The 14,667-nt window shown below is 72.2% G+C and carries 10 protein-coding genes; 5 read left to right on the top strand and 5 right to left on the bottom strand.

Annotated elements, in window-relative coordinates; genetic code table 11:
• Positions 1–144 precede the first annotated feature (144 nt).
• The gene (locus ACIQMX_RS23970; RefSeq protein WP_363078841.1) at positions 145–2,955 is read right to left on the bottom strand and encodes a M4 family metallopeptidase; all 2,811 of its coding nucleotides are present in this window, start codon (positions 2,953–2,955) and stop codon (positions 145–147) included.
• Positions 2,956–3,157: 202 nt separating this feature from the next.
• On the opposite strand from ACIQMX_RS23970, the gene ACIQMX_RS23965 reads away from it, so the two are divergent.
• A complete protein-coding gene (locus tag ACIQMX_RS23965; protein ID WP_363078839.1) occupies positions 3,158–4,171 on the top strand; it encodes a LuxR C-terminal-related transcriptional regulator in 1,014 nt (337 codons plus the stop codon).
• A gap of 229 nt (positions 4,172–4,400) precedes the next feature.
• On the top strand, positions 4,401–6,617 hold the full coding sequence (locus tag ACIQMX_RS23960; RefSeq protein ID WP_402480941.1) for a serine/threonine-protein kinase: 2,217 nt from the start codon (positions 4,401–4,403) through the stop codon (positions 6,615–6,617).
• Between the two features lie 34 nt (positions 6,618–6,651).
• On the opposite strand, the gene ACIQMX_RS23955 is transcribed toward ACIQMX_RS23960, so the two are convergent.
• Positions 6,652–6,939 carry a hypothetical protein gene (locus tag ACIQMX_RS23955; RefSeq protein ID WP_402480938.1) on the bottom strand — a complete coding sequence of 96 codons (288 nt, stop codon included), beginning with the start codon at positions 6,937–6,939 and terminating at the stop codon, positions 6,652–6,654.
• A gap of 156 nt (positions 6,940–7,095) precedes the next feature.
• Between ACIQMX_RS23955 and ACIQMX_RS23950 the strand changes: the two genes are divergently transcribed.
• Positions 7,096–7,581, top strand: a complete 486-nt coding sequence (locus ACIQMX_RS23950) for a GNAT family N-acetyltransferase (RefSeq protein WP_402480935.1) — start codon at positions 7,096–7,098, stop codon at positions 7,579–7,581.
• A 4-nt stretch (positions 7,582–7,585) separates the two neighbouring features.
• Positions 7,586–7,939 (top strand): VOC family protein, encoded by a 354-nt coding sequence (locus ACIQMX_RS23945; RefSeq protein ID WP_363078831.1) that lies wholly within the window; start codon positions 7,586–7,588, stop codon positions 7,937–7,939.
• Positions 7,940–8,016: 77 nt separating this feature from the next.
• On the opposite strand, the gene ACIQMX_RS23940 is transcribed toward ACIQMX_RS23945, so the two are convergent.
• From ACIQMX_RS23940 to ACIQMX_RS23930, 3 genes are all read right to left on the bottom strand, one after another.
• On the bottom strand, positions 8,017–9,579 hold the full coding sequence (locus ACIQMX_RS23940) for a mucoidy inhibitor MuiA family protein (RefSeq protein ID WP_402480932.1): 1,563 nt from the start codon (positions 9,577–9,579) through the stop codon (positions 8,017–8,019).
• 8 nt (positions 9,580–9,587) lie between these two features.
• Positions 9,588–11,660, bottom strand: a complete 2,073-nt coding sequence (locus ACIQMX_RS23935) for a DUF4139 domain-containing protein (RefSeq protein WP_402480930.1) — start codon at positions 11,658–11,660, stop codon at positions 9,588–9,590.
• A 67-nt stretch (positions 11,661–11,727) separates the two neighbouring features.
• Positions 11,728–12,144 carry a Fur family transcriptional regulator gene (locus ACIQMX_RS23930; protein WP_363078825.1) on the bottom strand — a complete coding sequence of 139 codons (417 nt, stop codon included), beginning with the start codon at positions 12,142–12,144 and terminating at the stop codon, positions 11,728–11,730.
• Between the two features lie 237 nt (positions 12,145–12,381).
• Here ACIQMX_RS23930 and katG point away from each other — a divergent pair, with 237 nt between their 5' ends.
• Positions 12,382–14,610: a catalase/peroxidase HPI gene (gene katG / locus ACIQMX_RS23925; RefSeq protein ID WP_363078823.1), complete on the top strand. Its 2,229-nt coding sequence runs from the start codon at positions 12,382–12,384 to the stop codon at positions 14,608–14,610.
• Positions 14,611–14,667 lie beyond the last annotated feature (57 nt).

The following is a 14,667-nucleotide window of genomic DNA, read 5'->3' as shown; positions in this document are numbered from 1 at the left end:
GCCAGCGGGCCCACCCCCACCGTCGCCGGCCAACCCGGGGGGGGGGGGGCACCCCCGGGGGGCCCCCCCCCCCGCCCCCCCCGGGGGGGGGGGCGGGGCCCCCCCCCCCCCCCCCCGCCTCTCCCGCATGTGCCCCGGATCAGATCAGCAACGGCCCGCCGGGCGGTCGCGCTTCACGAGGTTCGTGTAACCGGTGGTGCCGTCGAACCACAGGACGCGCTGGCCCTCGTCAGCGGCGCCGAACACCTGCTCGCCGCGGTTGCAGGACATGCGCTGCGCGCCGCCCTTGCCGTCGGGGGCGACCTGGTACAGCTTCATCATCGTGTCGTTGGCCCACGAGGTGGCCGGCGGGACGGTCGAGATGCTGACCGCGTCGTCCGAGGCCGTCAGCGAGTAGGCGTAGAGGGAGCCTTCGCCCGCTTCCGGGGTGACGGTGACCGGGTTCGAGCCGTCGAGGTTCGCGCGGCGCACCGCGGCCTTGCCGGTGTCGGTGGCGTCGTCGTCCTCGATCCAGAAGACACCGTCGTCGGTGATCGCGGTCTGGCCGATGCCCATGGTGTCGTCGGAGGCGGGCATCGTCGTCTTGGTGTGGGTCGCCGTGTCGAAGACCTCGACGCCGACCTTCATGTTGCCGTTCGCGTCGGGGGCCACCTTGGCGTAGGCGATCTTGCCGTCCTTGATGGAGGCCAGGCCCGAGATGTTGTACGGACGGCCGCCGTCGACCAGACCGGTCTCACCGGTCTTCATGTTGACATAGCGGACGTTCGTGACACCGTACTGCGGGTTGAGGGCGGTGTACGCGACCCAGTCGCCGTCCACGACGAGGCCGGTGACGTCGCTGCCGATGCCGTCGACCCTCTTGGCGAGGCCGCCGCCGACCGGGCGCGCCATGATGAAGATGCCCTGGCTGCTGTAGTCGGCCCACACCACCGTCTTGCCATCGGTGTTGGCGTAGACGTTGTAGTCGCCGTTGTTGGCGCTCACCAGCTGCGGCTGGCCCTTGCCGGAGGTGTTGCCCAGCCACACCGAGTACGGCTCGCTGCCGTCCTCGTTGGAGCGGGAGACGGCGTACTTGCCGCCGGCCGCGCCCACGCCGGTGCTGGCGACGTTGACCTTGGAGATGAGCGTGTCGGTGTCGACGCCGAGGGCCTTCTCCCAGCCGGGGACGATGCCGTGCGCGTCGAAGGACCGCTTGACGATCGCCAGCTGGGCCTTGGTGGCGCCCAGCTCCTGCGCGGCGGCGATGACCGCGGCGCGGCCCTCGGTGAAGCCGTCGAGGGGGGTCATGTACGCGGACAGGGCACGGTAGACGATCTGGTCGGCGAGCTCGGCGCCGAGGTCCTCGCGCAGGTCCCACAGCGCGCCGGAGAAGATCGTCGAGTTGAGGTGGACGCCGCCGTTGTCACCGCTGTAGGTGACGCCGATGAAGTTCTTCGACGTGGTGGCGCCGTCGTTCAGGTCGCGCAGGGCGCACTCGCGGGGGCCCGCGGTGGTGCACAGGTCCTCACCGAGGAGACCGGCGTCCGGGTCGTCCATCGACTGGCCGTTGGCCTCCAGGTCGATGGCGTTGCCGAAGTAGTCGGCGAGGGCCTCGTTCATGGCGCCGGACTGGCCCGCGTAGACCAGGTTCGCGGTGTGCTCGACGACGCCGTGGGTCATCTCGTGGCCGACGACGTCGGTGTCGGCGGAGAAGGTGCGGTAGTCGCCACCACCCTGGCCGTACACCATCTTCTGGCCGTCCCAGAAGGCGTTGTTGTACGGCTGGCCCCGCTGGACGACGCCGACCAGGGAGTAGATGTAACCGTCCTTGCCGTCGAGGCCCTCCCGGCCGAAGTGGTTCTTGTAGTAGTCGTAGACCTTGCCGGCCGCCCAGTGGGCGTCCACGGCGCCGGAGTTGGTGTACTCCTCACCGAGATCCGGGGTGGCGGGCTGGAAGTACTTGACGCCGGTGGGCCAGACACCGGAGGCGCTGGACGCCTCACGGCCTCGGGCGTCGTACGTGGCGAGCATGGGGCCCGCGTACGGGGAGTCGTCCGCGTCCCGCTTGCTGTAGTCGATCATCTGCAGGAGACCCTTGGTGTCCTTGTACAGATTGATGTCGACCTTCTGGCCGTTGTAGCGGACGCCGCTGCCCTTGACGACGAGCTGGTCGGCAGCCGCGGTGGAGGCGTCGGCGGGGGCAGCGACGTCTTCCGTCGCGCCGGTGGCCGTGCCCGTGGCGCCGAAGGTCTTGATGCCGCTGTACTGCATGACCGGGAAGCCGGAGTGCGCGTCGATGTACACCTCCTGCTGCACCGGCGAGCCGTCGGCCGGGTTGGTGCCCGTGACGGTGATGTGCCGGGTGAGCACGCCGGTGCCCTGCGGGAGGATCGTGACGTCGCCGGCCGTGCCGGTGAACTCCGCCGCGGCCTGCTTCTCGCCCTTGGCCGGGGCGCGCAGGAGGCCGCCGCCGAACCGGGTGGTGACGGCGCCGACGGCGCGCTCGATCGCGGTCTTCTCGGAGACCTTCGGGGTGACCGAGTCGAGCTTCAGCTTGGTGAAGTAGTTGCCCGAGGTGCCGGTGACGGCGCGCTTGCCGTCCTTCTTGGTCATCCGGACCAGGTACTGGCCGCCGAGAACCTCGACGCCCTTGTACTTCTGCTGGAGGCGGACCGTCTCCTTGCCGCCCTTCTCGGTAGTGGTCCCGACGGAGGTCAGGTCCTTGGCCGAGGTGTCGGCGATGTGGTATCGGCCCTTCTTGGCCTTGAGGTGGCCGCGGGCGGCGTCGGCGGCGCTGCCGGTGGCGGCCACCGGCTCGTTCAGGTCGGTGACGAGCGACGGAGTGTCGGTCTCCGAGCCCGGCGTCACCTCGGACGTGGCAGATACGGGGGCGGTGTCCGCGTGGGCGGCCGGTATCGCCGTGACCAACAGGCCCGCGGCGGCCAGAACCGCGGCGATGCCCTGGCCGACGAGCATGCTGCCGGATCCCTGTCCTGCTCTGGCTGATCTCTTGCGCGATGAACTCCGCACGGTGCCCCTTCGGTGCCACTACTGCATGAACGGATATCGGATACGGACATGCAAGTACCGGAACAGGGGTGTGAACAATGCGTTCCGGGTGTGCACTTGTGGACGTCCACACTTGTGTGGCCTGCATTGACAGGTAAGAATTCGGCCAGTGGGGCTGACTGGGTGGGACACGCAATGGCAGGCGCTCGGGCTCGGAGCGGACGAACTCCGGGTGTACGAAGCGCTGCTCGACGCACCCGAAAACACCTCCCGCACCGCGCTCGCCCAGTCCCTCGGACTGACCGTGCGACGGGTCACGAACGCGCTCGACAACCTGGCCGAGCACCACTTCACCCACCCGGTCCGAGAATCGTCCCGGCTGCCCGCAGCCGTGGCTCCGGCCACCGCGCTGCGTAACCTGATCCATCTTCGGCAGGCCGAACTCCTGCACAAGTCGGCCGAGTTGGAGGAACTGACCGGATCTGTCGACCGGATCGCCGCCCAGCTGCTGAGCTCCGTGAACACCCCCCGCGCCACCGGCATCGAGACGGTCCGGGGCGGGGCCGCGATCGCCGCGCGGGTTGCCTCGCTGCTGGTGTCGGCGAACGAGGAGGTGGCACTTCTGGACCGGCCGCCGTACGCGGCCAGCCAGCCGGACGGAATGCCCGCGCCTCTCGACGTGGCCGAACCCGTCCGGCGCGGCGTCCGGGTGCGCGTCGCGGTGGACCGGGAGGGGCTGAGCTTCCAGGGGCGGGCACGCGGCTTGGGCGATCTGGCCCTGCAGGGCGTCCAGATACGGGTGGGAACGGATCTGCCGACGAAACTGATCACGGTGGACCGGCGGGTGACCCTGCTGCCGCCGACCGACGCGGCGGACCCGACGGCTTCGGCCCTGGTGGTGAGCGACGCACTCCTGAGCAACGCGCTGGTGCCGCTGTTCGAGTCTGTCTGGGAGCGGGCCGTCCCCATCGGATCCGTCACGCACGACCGGATCACGGACGAGGACCGGGAGCTGCTGACCATGCTCGCCTCCGGCCTGAAGGACGAGGCGATGGCCCGGCGCCTCGACATCCACGTGCACACCGTCCGCCGCCGCATCACCCGCCTGATGCAGGCCCTGAACGCGGAGACCCGGTTCCAGGCCGGGGTGCAGGCAGCGCTGCGGGGCTGGCTGACCGCCTGAGGACGACCGGTTCGGGGCGTGATGCTTCGGCGCCCGGTCCGGCTGAAGCCCGTCGGGCAGGACGCCTCCTGAGGGAGCGGCCGGGCCGCACGGGGCGCACGAGCGCCTCCGGGCTCCCGGTTCGTCACCCGCTTTGCTCCGCCGTACCGCCCTGCGACTAGTTTGTGTGCAGGACAGATACGCACACCCGTGACGTCAGAGCTTCACGGGGGACGGGAGGACCGGAAGAGTGTCGCTGCGCGCAGGTGACCCGGCCGAGATCGGCGGCTATCCGCTTGAGGCACGGCTCGGTTCGGGCGGCATGGGCACGGTCTTTCTGGCCCGTACGAGTTCGGGACGGCCCGTCGCGATCAAGCTGATCCACCAGCAGTACGCGGGGGACGACGAGTTCCGCATCCGCTTCCGTCAGGAGGTGGCGGCGGCGAGGCGGGTGAGCGGTGCGTTCACCGCCGCCGTGGTCGACGCGGCCCCGGACGCCGAGCAGCCGTGGATGGCCACGACCTACATCGAGGGGCACACGCTCGCCCAGTACATCGCGACGCACGGCCCGCTGGACGGCGGGGAGCTGAGGAGGCTCGCCATCGGGCTGGCGGAGGCGCTCCGCGACATCCACCGGGCCGGGGTCGTCCACCGCGACCTGAAACCCTCGAACGTCGTGCTCTCGCCCGAGGGTCCGCGCGTCATCGACTTCGGCATCTCGCGTGCCGTGGACCAGCAGACGCTGACGATGACGGGCCGGGTCATCGGCACGCCGCCCTTCATGTCGCCGGAGCAGTTGCAGGCGCCGCGTGGTGTGGGACCGCGGTCCGACGTCTTCTCGCTGGGAACCCTGCTGGTGTACGCGGCGACGGGCCACGGGCCCTTCGACTCGGACAGCCCGTACATGACGGCCTATCAGGTCGTCCACGAGGAGCCGTCGCTCGATTCCGTGCCGGGGGCCCTGCGCGCGGTCGTCGAGCCGTGCCTGGACAAGGAGCCCGAGGGCCGCCCCTCCGCGGACGAACTCCTCGTGCTGCTGCGGGACCTGCCGGCCGACCTCGGCGGAACCGGCGCGCACCGGCCGGCCGCGGGCCGCACCCGGGACATGAACACGCAGCATCACCTCGCGACCCGGCCCACCCCGGACCCGGCCGGTTCCGGCACCGGAGGCACCGCCCTCGGGCGCCGGCTGCGCGGCCGGTGGCGGCCCGTGCTGGCGGCGGCGGTCGCGGTGGCGGCCATCGGCGGGGGAGCGGCCGCACTGAGGACGGGCGGCTCCGGGGAGAGCGGCGACGGCGGGAAGAGCACCGGCGTCGCGGCGCCGGGCGCCGCGCTGCCGGACGGCTTCGGACCGTGGCGCAGGACCGTGCGGGGCGGGGCCGAGGACATTCCCGACGAACTGCGGTGCGTCGCGCGCGGGGACGCGCTGTTCTGCGGGGGCGGCGGCGTGGTCGCGACCCGCGTCAGTGCCGTGGACGGCTCGTCGGCGTGGACGGTGAAGAGCCCCGGCGTCCCCGTCCAGGGCATGCACATGGTGGGCGTCACCGACCGCACGGTGCTCGGTTACCGCTTCGCCGCCCAGGACGCTCCCCAGGATCCTTCCACCGAGGTGGTGGCCCTCGACGCGGACAGTGGCCGGGAGCTGTGGTCCGTGCCGTCCGGCGCCCAGTCGACGGCGGTCACGGGCCGGACCCTGGACGCCGTGGTGACCGGATCCGCCGTGGTGACCGTCGACGCCTCCAACTCCCGCTTCGAGGCCCGTGACGCGCACAGCGGTCAGGTCACCTGGACGACGTCGTTCCCCGCGGGTACGCAGTGTGCTCCCGTCCCGGTGGGCCCACGGCTCTTCGCGATGTGCGTCACCGGCGCGGAGATCGAGGCCTCGGAGGTGCGCCACTCCACCCTGTACCCGCTGGACCGCGCGTCGGGGACGCTGGGCAGTCCTCTCGCGGTCGACGGTGCCGCCGTGCCGGTGGGCGCCGCCGACGGCAGCCTCGTACTTCTCCGGGAGCACCGGGAGGGAGCGGAACTGACCGGCTACGACGGTGTGGCGCGGGTCGACCCGGTCTCGCGGAAGGTGACGTACTCCCGGCTGGCCAGGACCTACGCGGGAACGCCCGGCATGGCGGACGGCACCGTGTACGTGAGCGGGCGGACCGGACTCGTCACGGCGCTCGACCCCGCGACGGGCCGGAAGAAGTGGTCCCGGCAGACGGGCGTGGAAGGCGCCTCGGGCCCTGCGGCGGCGAGCGGCGTCCTGTATTTCAGCTCGGCCTCCGGCAGGGTGCTCGCCCTGTCACCGAAGAGCGGAAAGGTCCTGTGGACGACGGACCCGCACGCCGACGGCCTGGCGGGTGAGCAGGGCGCGAGCCCGCGCGTGACCATCGCGGGGCGTGCGGTGGTCGTGGCCGCGGCGGAGAACACCCTCTTCGCCTTCGACGCACGGAATCCGCCCGAGGCGGGCTGAACTCGAGCGAGCGGGACACGCCGGTCCGGGTGGTTCATCCCAGACCGCGATGTGCGGCCCACAAAGCCCCGGCACGGCCTGCGGCGTCGGCGATCAGAGCCGCCAGTCCGGGATCCTCGGGGACGGGGAAGGACACGTACGCGCCCCGGCCGCCACCGGCCGGGCGGCCGTACGCCTTCGCGGCCAGGCGGCCGTCCGGGAGGAGCCGGACGTTGAGGGTCGTCAGCGTGAACGTCTCACCGCGTCGCGTGTCCGTCCAGCGGAGCGCCTGCGGGACCGCGACATTGATCGCCAGGGCGGTTACTTCCAGGTCGCTGCTCATGGACGGATGCTCTCATGCGAGTCCTCGCAGGCAGCCGACAGCCGGCGGCTGCCGGGCCCGCTCGTGAGCCGGTCCCGGCCGGCGGCCCGATCCGGAGCGCCCGGCGGCATAATGGCGGGCGCACGGCCGTAACAGTGGGCGACCGAGGGGCAGTCGATGCGTCAAGGACCTGCGGTCCACGGGCGACTGACGCGGCTCGTGCCGACGTCGGAGGACGACCTTCCGCTGCTGGCCGGCTGGTTCGCCGATCCCGGCTTCGTGGAGCACTGGGGCGGGGCGCCGCTGTCCCGTAAGGAGGTCGCCGCCAAGTATCTGGGGCGTCGCCGTCCGGAGGTCGAGTCGTTCCTGGTGCTCGTGCGGGAAGAGCCCGTGGGCTATGCGCAGTACTGGTACGCGGGCCCCGCCGAAGGCGGTCTCGACCTGGTGCTGGTCGCCGGTGCACGCGGCCGCGGCCTGGGGCCGGACGCGGCCCGTGCGCTGACGAACCATGTGTGTGGAACCCTGCAGTGGCAGCGGGTGACGGTCGATCCGGCCGTGACGAACGCCCGCGCCGTGCGTGCCTGGGAGAAGGCGGGCTTCCGGCGCGTGTCCGGCGAGGGAGAAGCCCTGCTGCTGGAGTACCGCCCGACGAGAGGGTGCTGACGGCATGACGAACCGATGGGCCGGAGTGACGGTCGACTGCGTCGACGTGGAACGGGTGGCGGGGTTCTGGAGCGCGCTGCTGGACCGTCCGCAGGGGCCGTCCGAGCCGGGCTGGATCTACCTCGGCCACCGCGACGACCCGCAGCCCCGCCTCGTCTTCCAGCCGGTGGCCGAGCCGAAGCGGGGCAAGGTGCGCCTCCACCTCGACATCGCGGTCGACGACATCGAGGAGGGCATGGCCCAGGTCCTCGCCCTCGGCGGCGGGTTCACCGGCGAGCGTCACGAGTACGACGAGGGCGTGGTCGTCGTCATGACCGACCCCGAGGACCACGAATTCTGCCTGGCCCAGTACTACTGACCCGCCGCCCGCCGCCCGCCGCCGGCCGCCCGCCGCCGGCCGCCCGTCGCCCGCCGCCCGCCGCCCGTCGCCCGTCGTCAGAGACCGGTGACCTTGCCGCTCGCCGACAACTCGTACACCAGCGTGACCGTGCGACGGCCGCCCGGCGGGAGCGCGACATCCCAGCGGACGATGCCCTCGGCGTCGACCGTGTCCGGTGCCGGGAGACACGCGCCCTTGTGCAGACGGACGTCCACCGCCGAGACCTCGGAGACGGGGATGCGTTCCCGGACGGCCACCACCCGGTCGCCGTGCTCGCCGGGAGCGGAGAACCGGGACAGGTGCAGCCGGACCGTACGGGTGACCACCGTCCGCTGGCTGAGCCCCGCCACGTCGCGGGACTCCTCGGCATCCCGGACCACCCGGTAGTCGTCGCAGCTGCCGAAGGCCAGCTCGACGGGGGCGCCCGGGGCGGTGAACTCCAGCGTGCCGCGGCCGCTGAACCCGCTGCCTCGGACGAGGTCCACGGGCCCGGCGAGCAGGGCGTGGCCGGACCGGTTGTCGAACCTCACCACCTGCGTGACCAGGGGGGACAGCTCCGGTGAGCAGGCGTACTCGCTCGGTGCGGGCGCGGTGAAGGCGGACAGCCGCACCCGGTGGGCCGCGCCGTCCCCCGGGACCGAGACCGGTGCCGGGGACCTCAGGACCCGCGCCTCGCCGCCGTCGTCCACGCCGGGCAGGCCGAGCACCGTCGCCGGTCCGAGCGTCCCGATCTCCTCCTCGCGCAGCTCGACCTCGACCGTGCGGCGCTCCGCGGCGGAGCGGTCCTTGAGCGTCAGCCGGTCCTCGTCCAGCCGTGGCGGATCGCCGGCCAGCGCCGAACGCGCCGTCGACAGGGTCAGCCGTACACCGGACCAGTCCTCGCCGGTCCGCTGCCAGACCATCGCGTCGGTCTCCAGCGTCAGTTCGTCCCCGTCGAGCACCGCCCGGTAGGCGGGCCGCCACAGCGCGCACGGGGTGAGATGGCTCAGCCGCAGTCCGACGGGACCCGCGGCAGCCGTCCTCACGGTCAGCTCGATGTGGCCGACCAGTTCGGCCGGTTCGTCCTCCGACAGGTGCAGTGCCTGCCTGACGTCGAAGAGTTCGGAGGCGAGCGCGGTCAGCCGTGCCTCCACGGTGCGGAGTTGCTCGGCGTGCACGTCGCGTTCGGCGTCCGCCCGGTCCAGCTCGCGGCTCCAGCGGGGCCGCTCCGTCTCCCCGTGGCCGGCGCCCTCGCCGATCTCCCGCAGCAGGTCCTCGGCGAGGCGCCCGAGCAGACCGAGGCGGGCGTTCAGCCGGTCGCGTCGCTGCCTCAGTTCCCGCTGCTCCTCCTCGAGCGCGTGCACGCGGTGGCGCAGCGCGGAGTCGTCGTCCGTGGGAGGCGAAGGCGCGCGGGGGGTCCAGTCGCGGACGATCCGCACGTCGAGCACGCTCGCGGGGTGACCGGAAGTCAGCTCGGCATGGAGCGTCCGGTCGACGGCCAGCGCACTGACCGGCCCCAGACGCAGCCGCTGGACCCCGGCCTCCAGGTCGAGCACGGTGGAGCGCTCGACGTGGGCACGGTCCTCCAGGCAGGTGACAGCGGTGACAGGGAGAGCGATCGGCTTCGGGGCCGTGGACATGAGTGGTGTCAGCTCCTGCGGTTTCCGCCGGCCAGGGCCTTGCCGGACGGGATACGGATGGCGTAGCCGCCGTCGAGGGCGGCGGTGGCACCGGCGGGCAGGTCCAGTCGCCAGACCCGGGTGCCCGGCGCAGGACTGTCGGGCCCGTCGCCTTCCTCGGGCACCGTCCAGTCGGCCCGTTCGTCGATCCTGACCTCCGGTTCGGAGGTGACCGGAACGCGCTCGTGCACTTCCACGGTGACCGGCCGCGACAGCCGGTTGGCCAGTTCCACGTGGACGTGGTGGTCGAGCACCGTGGTGTTGTTGCGCAGGCCCGCGGTCGACTCGTGCAGGTTCGTACGCCGCGTCACCCGGATGCCCTCGGCCGGCCCGAGCCCCACGCGTCGCTCACCGCCCGGTGCCAGCGTGGGCAGCGCGGCGGTCAGCAGGAACTCGTCGTCGACGACGACCTCCACCGGTCCGGCCAGCAGCGCCTGGTCCGTGGCGTTGGAGAGGGCCAGCGTGGAGTACACGACCGGCTCCACGGACGGCACGCAGAGGTACTCGGTGCGCAGGCCGACCGGGATCTCACCGACCGTGACGGTGTGCCAGGTGCCGTCCGACGGAACATCGGCGCGGGCGGCGGCATCGAAACGGTGATCGAAGGAACCCGCCGACTCGCGGGGACGCACGGCCTGCCCGGGCAGCGGCAGCATGGCCGCCGTCTCGGCGCGGCGGCGGTACTCGACCGCCACCGGGTCGGAGGGGGAGCCGGGGAACAGCCGGCCCCGGCGACCGCCCTGCTCGTCGGGACCGGCCAGGGTCAGGGCGGCGTAGTCGAGCTCGGCGCTGCTCGGCTCCGGCGGACCGGCCACGGGAGGCGGCGACACGGCCGCGCCGGGCGCGGGTGGCGCCATGGCGGCGGGGGCCCGGCCGCCGGAACGCGACCTGGCGCGCGGTTGCGCCCCGCCCGGCTCCGCGGGGGAGGGCATCGCGCCGCCCAGGGGCTCCGGATGGGCACCGTAGCCCTGAGGGGCGGGCGGCGGTGGTGGCGGCGGCGGAGCACCGTAACCCTGCGGGGCGGGCGGCGGCGCGAGGGAATCGTCCACGGAATCGTCCGCGGAGCCCGCCCAGCCGCCTACGGCCACGGCCTCGCTCGCCCGCATCGGCGCGGGGCCCGCCGCGTCGTATCCGGAGAACAGGCCGGCGAGCCCGGCCGGGGGTTCGCGCCAGCCGGAAGGCGCGGGGGCGGGCTGGCTGCGTCCGATCCGGACCGAACGGAGCCTGGGCAGATCGGTGCGGCGCCGCAGGTCGGCGGTGGCCAGGGCGATGCGTACGCCGGTCCAGTCCTCGCCGGTCCGCTGGGCGACCGAGGCGCGCAGCACCAGCTTCCCGCCGTCGTCGCCCTGCCGGTGGGTGAGCCGGTACGCAGGCACCCAGACGGCGCCCGGCACCCCGTACTCCAGCTCCACTTCCACGTCGGTCTCGCCCGGCCCAGTGGCTCCGTCGAGCGTGAGCGCCGCGCAGACGGTGGTCTCCACATGCGCCGACGGGGCGTCGGTGGACTCGTGTTCCAGGCGGTCCGTGGCGACGTGGAGCGCGTGTTCGGCGCCGCGCAGCTCCTCCTCCAGCTCGACGAGGCGCCGGTGAAGTCCCGTCAGCCGCTCGTCGACGAAATCGGCGAGCTCCAGCCACGCGTCCGCCGGGGTGCGCCGGTGCGGATCGTCGCGCCTCCGGGCGGGCGTGACCGGGCCGAGCGCACTGACCTCCTTGATCACGCCGAGCTGGCGGTCGCGGCGCTGCCGGGTCGCTTCGTACACGTCTCTCAGCCGCGCGCACTCGCGCAGCGATGTCTCCGGCGCCTGCGGCCGGGGCAGCTCGGCCTCGACTTCGACGCGGGCCTCGGTGACGCGTACGCCGGAGGCTCCCCGGACCCGGACCCGCAGCGAGCCGGGGTCCAGGGAGCGGGGCAGACCCGTCACCCGCACCCGGCCGTCGGAGGGCACGGCGCCCCGGGCCAGGCGGCTGCAGAGCGCGCCGTGCGCGTACACCACGACGGAATCGAGGGTCGACCCCCACCTCAGTACTGACTCAGCCGTCATGCGCTCCGCCCCCGCCGCGTTCATGGTGGGTGCAGCCTACGCCGGGACGATCGTGCTTACGCGCCGATCAGCCGGGTCCGCAGTCCGGGCACAGACCCCGGTAGGTCACCTCGGCCTCCGTGACCGTGAAGCCGAACCGTTCGGAATCCGGCAGTTCGGCGAGAAGGTCGCCGAAGGGGTGGACGTCCCGGATGGTGCCGCAGCCGGAGCACACCAGATGCTGGTGGGGGTGGTGGGCGTTCGGGTCGTAGCGCTTGGCGCGGCCGTCGGTGGCCACCTCGATCACCTCGCCGAGCGAGACCAGTTCACCGAGGGTGTTGTAGACGGTGGCGCGGGATATCTCCGGCAGCCGGGAGGTGGCGCGTGCGAGGACCTCGTCCGCGGTGAAGTGCACGTGTTCACCGGCGAGTACCTCGGCGACCACCCGGCGTTGAGCTGTCATACGCCAGCCACGTGCGCGAAGCCGTTGCAGCAGGTCACTCATGCCCACCAGCCTTACTGTGCGTCGTCCGACGATTGGATCCGTACACGCCTGTCGTTCGTATTGACTTGGACTATGTCCATCGTAGGATCGGTTCCGGTCGACAGCCAAGGGACAGGACAGCAGCGGAAAAGTACGTGACTTCAGGAGACGGGGCCCCTCGCCCCGGAATCCGGACCCGGCCTTCCCGCAGTCCGCAGTTCCTCAGCACCGTGATCCGCCCCGTCCGGAAGGATTTCCATGACTGAGAACCACGACGCGATCGTCACCGACCCGAAGGCAGAGGGGGCCGGCGGCTGCCCGGTCGCGCACGGCCGCGCGCCGCACCCGACCCAGGGCGGCGGGAACCGCCAGTGGTGGCCGGAGCGGCTCAATGTGAAGATCCTCGCCAAGAACCCCGCCGTGGCCAATCCGCTCGGTGAGGAGTTCGACTACGCGGAGGCGTTCAAGAGCCTCGACCTCCCGGCGGTGAAGCGTGACATCGCCGAGGTGCTGACGACGTCGCAGGACTGGTGGCCCGCCGACTTCGGCAACTACGGCCCCTTCATGGTCCGGATGGCCTGGCACAGCGCCGGTACCTACCGGATCAGCGACGGACGCGGCGGCGCCGGAGCCGGGCAGCAGCGCTTCGCCCCGCTCAACAGCTGGCCGGACAACGCGAGCCTCGACAAGGCCCGCCGGCTGCTGTGGCCGGTCAAGAAGAAGTACGGCAAGAACCTCTCGTGGGCCGACCTCATCGTCCTCACCGGAAACGTCGCCCTGGAGACGATGGGCCTGGAGACCTTCGGCTTCGGCGGCGGCCGCGCGGATGTGTGGGAGCCCGACGAGGACGTCTACTGGGGCCCCGAGACCACGTGGCTGGGCGACGAGCGCTACACCGGTGACCGGGAGCTCGAGAACCCTCTCGGCGCGGTGCAGATGGGCCTGATCTACGTCAACCCCGAGGGCCCCAACGGCACTCCGGACCCGGTCGCCGCGGCCCGCGACATCCGTGAGACCTTCCGCCGCATGGCGATGAACGACGAGGAGACGGTCGCCCTGATCGCGGGCGGTCACACCTTCGGCAAGACCCACGGTGCGGGCCCGGCCGACAGTGTGGGCCCCGACCCCGAGGCCGCCCCGATGGAGCAGCTGGGCCTCGGCTGGCAGAGCACGCACGGAACCGGCAAGGGCGCCGACGCGATCACCAGCGGTCTGGAGGGCATCTGGACCGACACCCCGACCACCTGGGACAACAGCTTCTTCGACATTCTGTTCGGCTACGAGTGGGAGCTGTTCAAGAGCCCGGCGGGCGCCCACCAGTGGCGGCCGAAGGACGGCGCAGGCGCGGGTACGGTCCCCGACGCGTACGACCCGTCGAAGACCCACGCGCCGACGATGCTGACGACCGACCTCTCGCTCCGGCTCGACCCGGCGTACGAGGAGATCTCGCGCCGTTTCCACCAGCATCCCGAGCAGTTCGCCGACGCCTTCGCCCGCGCGTGGTTCAAGCTGACCCACCGCGACATGGGCCCGGTCGTCCGCTACCTCGGCCCGGAGGTCCCGGCGGAGACCCTGGTGTGGCAGGACCCGCTGCCCGCCCGGACGCACGAGCTCGTCGACGCGGCGGACATCGCCTCCCTCAAGGAGCAGATCCTCGCCTCGGACCTGTCGGTGTCCGAACTCGTCTCCACCGCCTGGGCGTCCGCCTCGTCCTTCCGCGGCAGTGACAAGCGCGGCGGCGCCAACGGCGCCCGCATCCGCCTCGAACCGCAGAACGGCTGGGAGGTCAACGAACCCGACCGGCTCGCGGGCGTGCTGCGTACCCTCCAGGGCATCCAGGAGTCCTTCAACTCCGGCGCGCAGGGCGGCAAGCAGGTCTCCCTCGCCGACCTGATCGTGCTCGCCGGAGCGGCGGGCGTCGAGAAGGCGGCCAAGGACGCCGGCTCCGGCATCGAGGTCCCCTTCACCCCGGGACGCGTCGACGCGTCGGCGGAGCAGACCGACGTGGAGTCGTTCGTCGAGCTGGAGCCGCAGGCCGACGGATTCCGCAACTACCTCGGCAAGGGCAACCGGCTGCCCGCCGAGTACCTGCTGCTCGACCGCGCGAACCTGCTGAACCTGAGCGCGCCCGAGCTGACGGTCCTCGTCGGAGGCCTGCGTGTTCTGGGCGCCAACCACCAGCAGTCCTCGCTCGGCGTCCTCACCGACACCCCCGGGCAGCTGACCAACGACTTCTTCGTCAACCTGCTCGACCTGGGCACGGCGTGGAAGGCCACGTCCGACGACGCGAGCACGTTCGAGGCCCGCGACGCCTCGGGCAAGGTCAAGTGGACCGGCAGCCGGGCCGACCTCGTCTTCGGCTCCAACTCCGAGCTGCGCGCGGTCGCGGAGGTCTACGCGAGTGACGACGCGAAGGAGAAGTTCGTGAAGGACTTCGTCGCCGCCTGGGACAAGGTCATGAACCTGGACCGGTTCGACCTCGTCTGAGCGTGAGTCCGGGCCGGCCCCCTTCACGGGGCCGGCCCGGACGTGTGCCGCGGGGCG

The organism is Streptomyces sp. NPDC091416 (assembly GCF_044756845.1).
Taxonomy (GTDB): domain Bacteria; phylum Actinomycetota; class Actinomycetes; order Streptomycetales; family Streptomycetaceae; genus Streptomyces.
This window is presented reverse-complemented; position numbering and strand designations above follow the sequence as displayed.

Excerpts from the sequence above, each read along its gene's own strand:
- ACIQMX_RS23970 (WP_363078841.1), bottom strand. The coding sequence starts at position 2,955 with ATGCTCGTCGGCCAGGGCATCGCCGCGGTTCTGGCCGCCGCGGGCCTG.
- ACIQMX_RS23955 (WP_402480938.1), bottom strand. The coding sequence starts at position 6,939 with ATGAGCAGCGACCTGGAAGTAACCGCCCTGGCGATCAATGTCGCGGTC.
- ACIQMX_RS23950 (WP_402480935.1), top strand. The coding sequence starts at position 7,096 with ATGCGTCAAGGACCTGCGGTCCACGGGCGACTGACGCGGCTCGTGCCG.
- ACIQMX_RS23945 (WP_363078831.1), top strand. The coding sequence starts at position 7,586 with ATGACGAACCGATGGGCCGGAGTGACGGTCGACTGCGTCGACGTGGAA.
- ACIQMX_RS23940 (WP_402480932.1), bottom strand. The coding sequence starts at position 9,579 with ATGTCCACGGCCCCGAAGCCGATCGCTCTCCCTGTCACCGCTGTCACC.
- ACIQMX_RS23935 (WP_402480930.1), bottom strand. The coding sequence starts at position 11,660 with ATGACGGCTGAGTCAGTACTGAGGTGGGGGTCGACCCTCGATTCCGTC.
- ACIQMX_RS23930 (WP_363078825.1), bottom strand. The coding sequence starts at position 12,144 with ATGAGTGACCTGCTGCAACGGCTTCGCGCACGTGGCTGGCGTATGACA.
- katG (WP_363078823.1), top strand. The coding sequence starts at position 12,382 with ATGACTGAGAACCACGACGCGATCGTCACCGACCCGAAGGCAGAGGGG.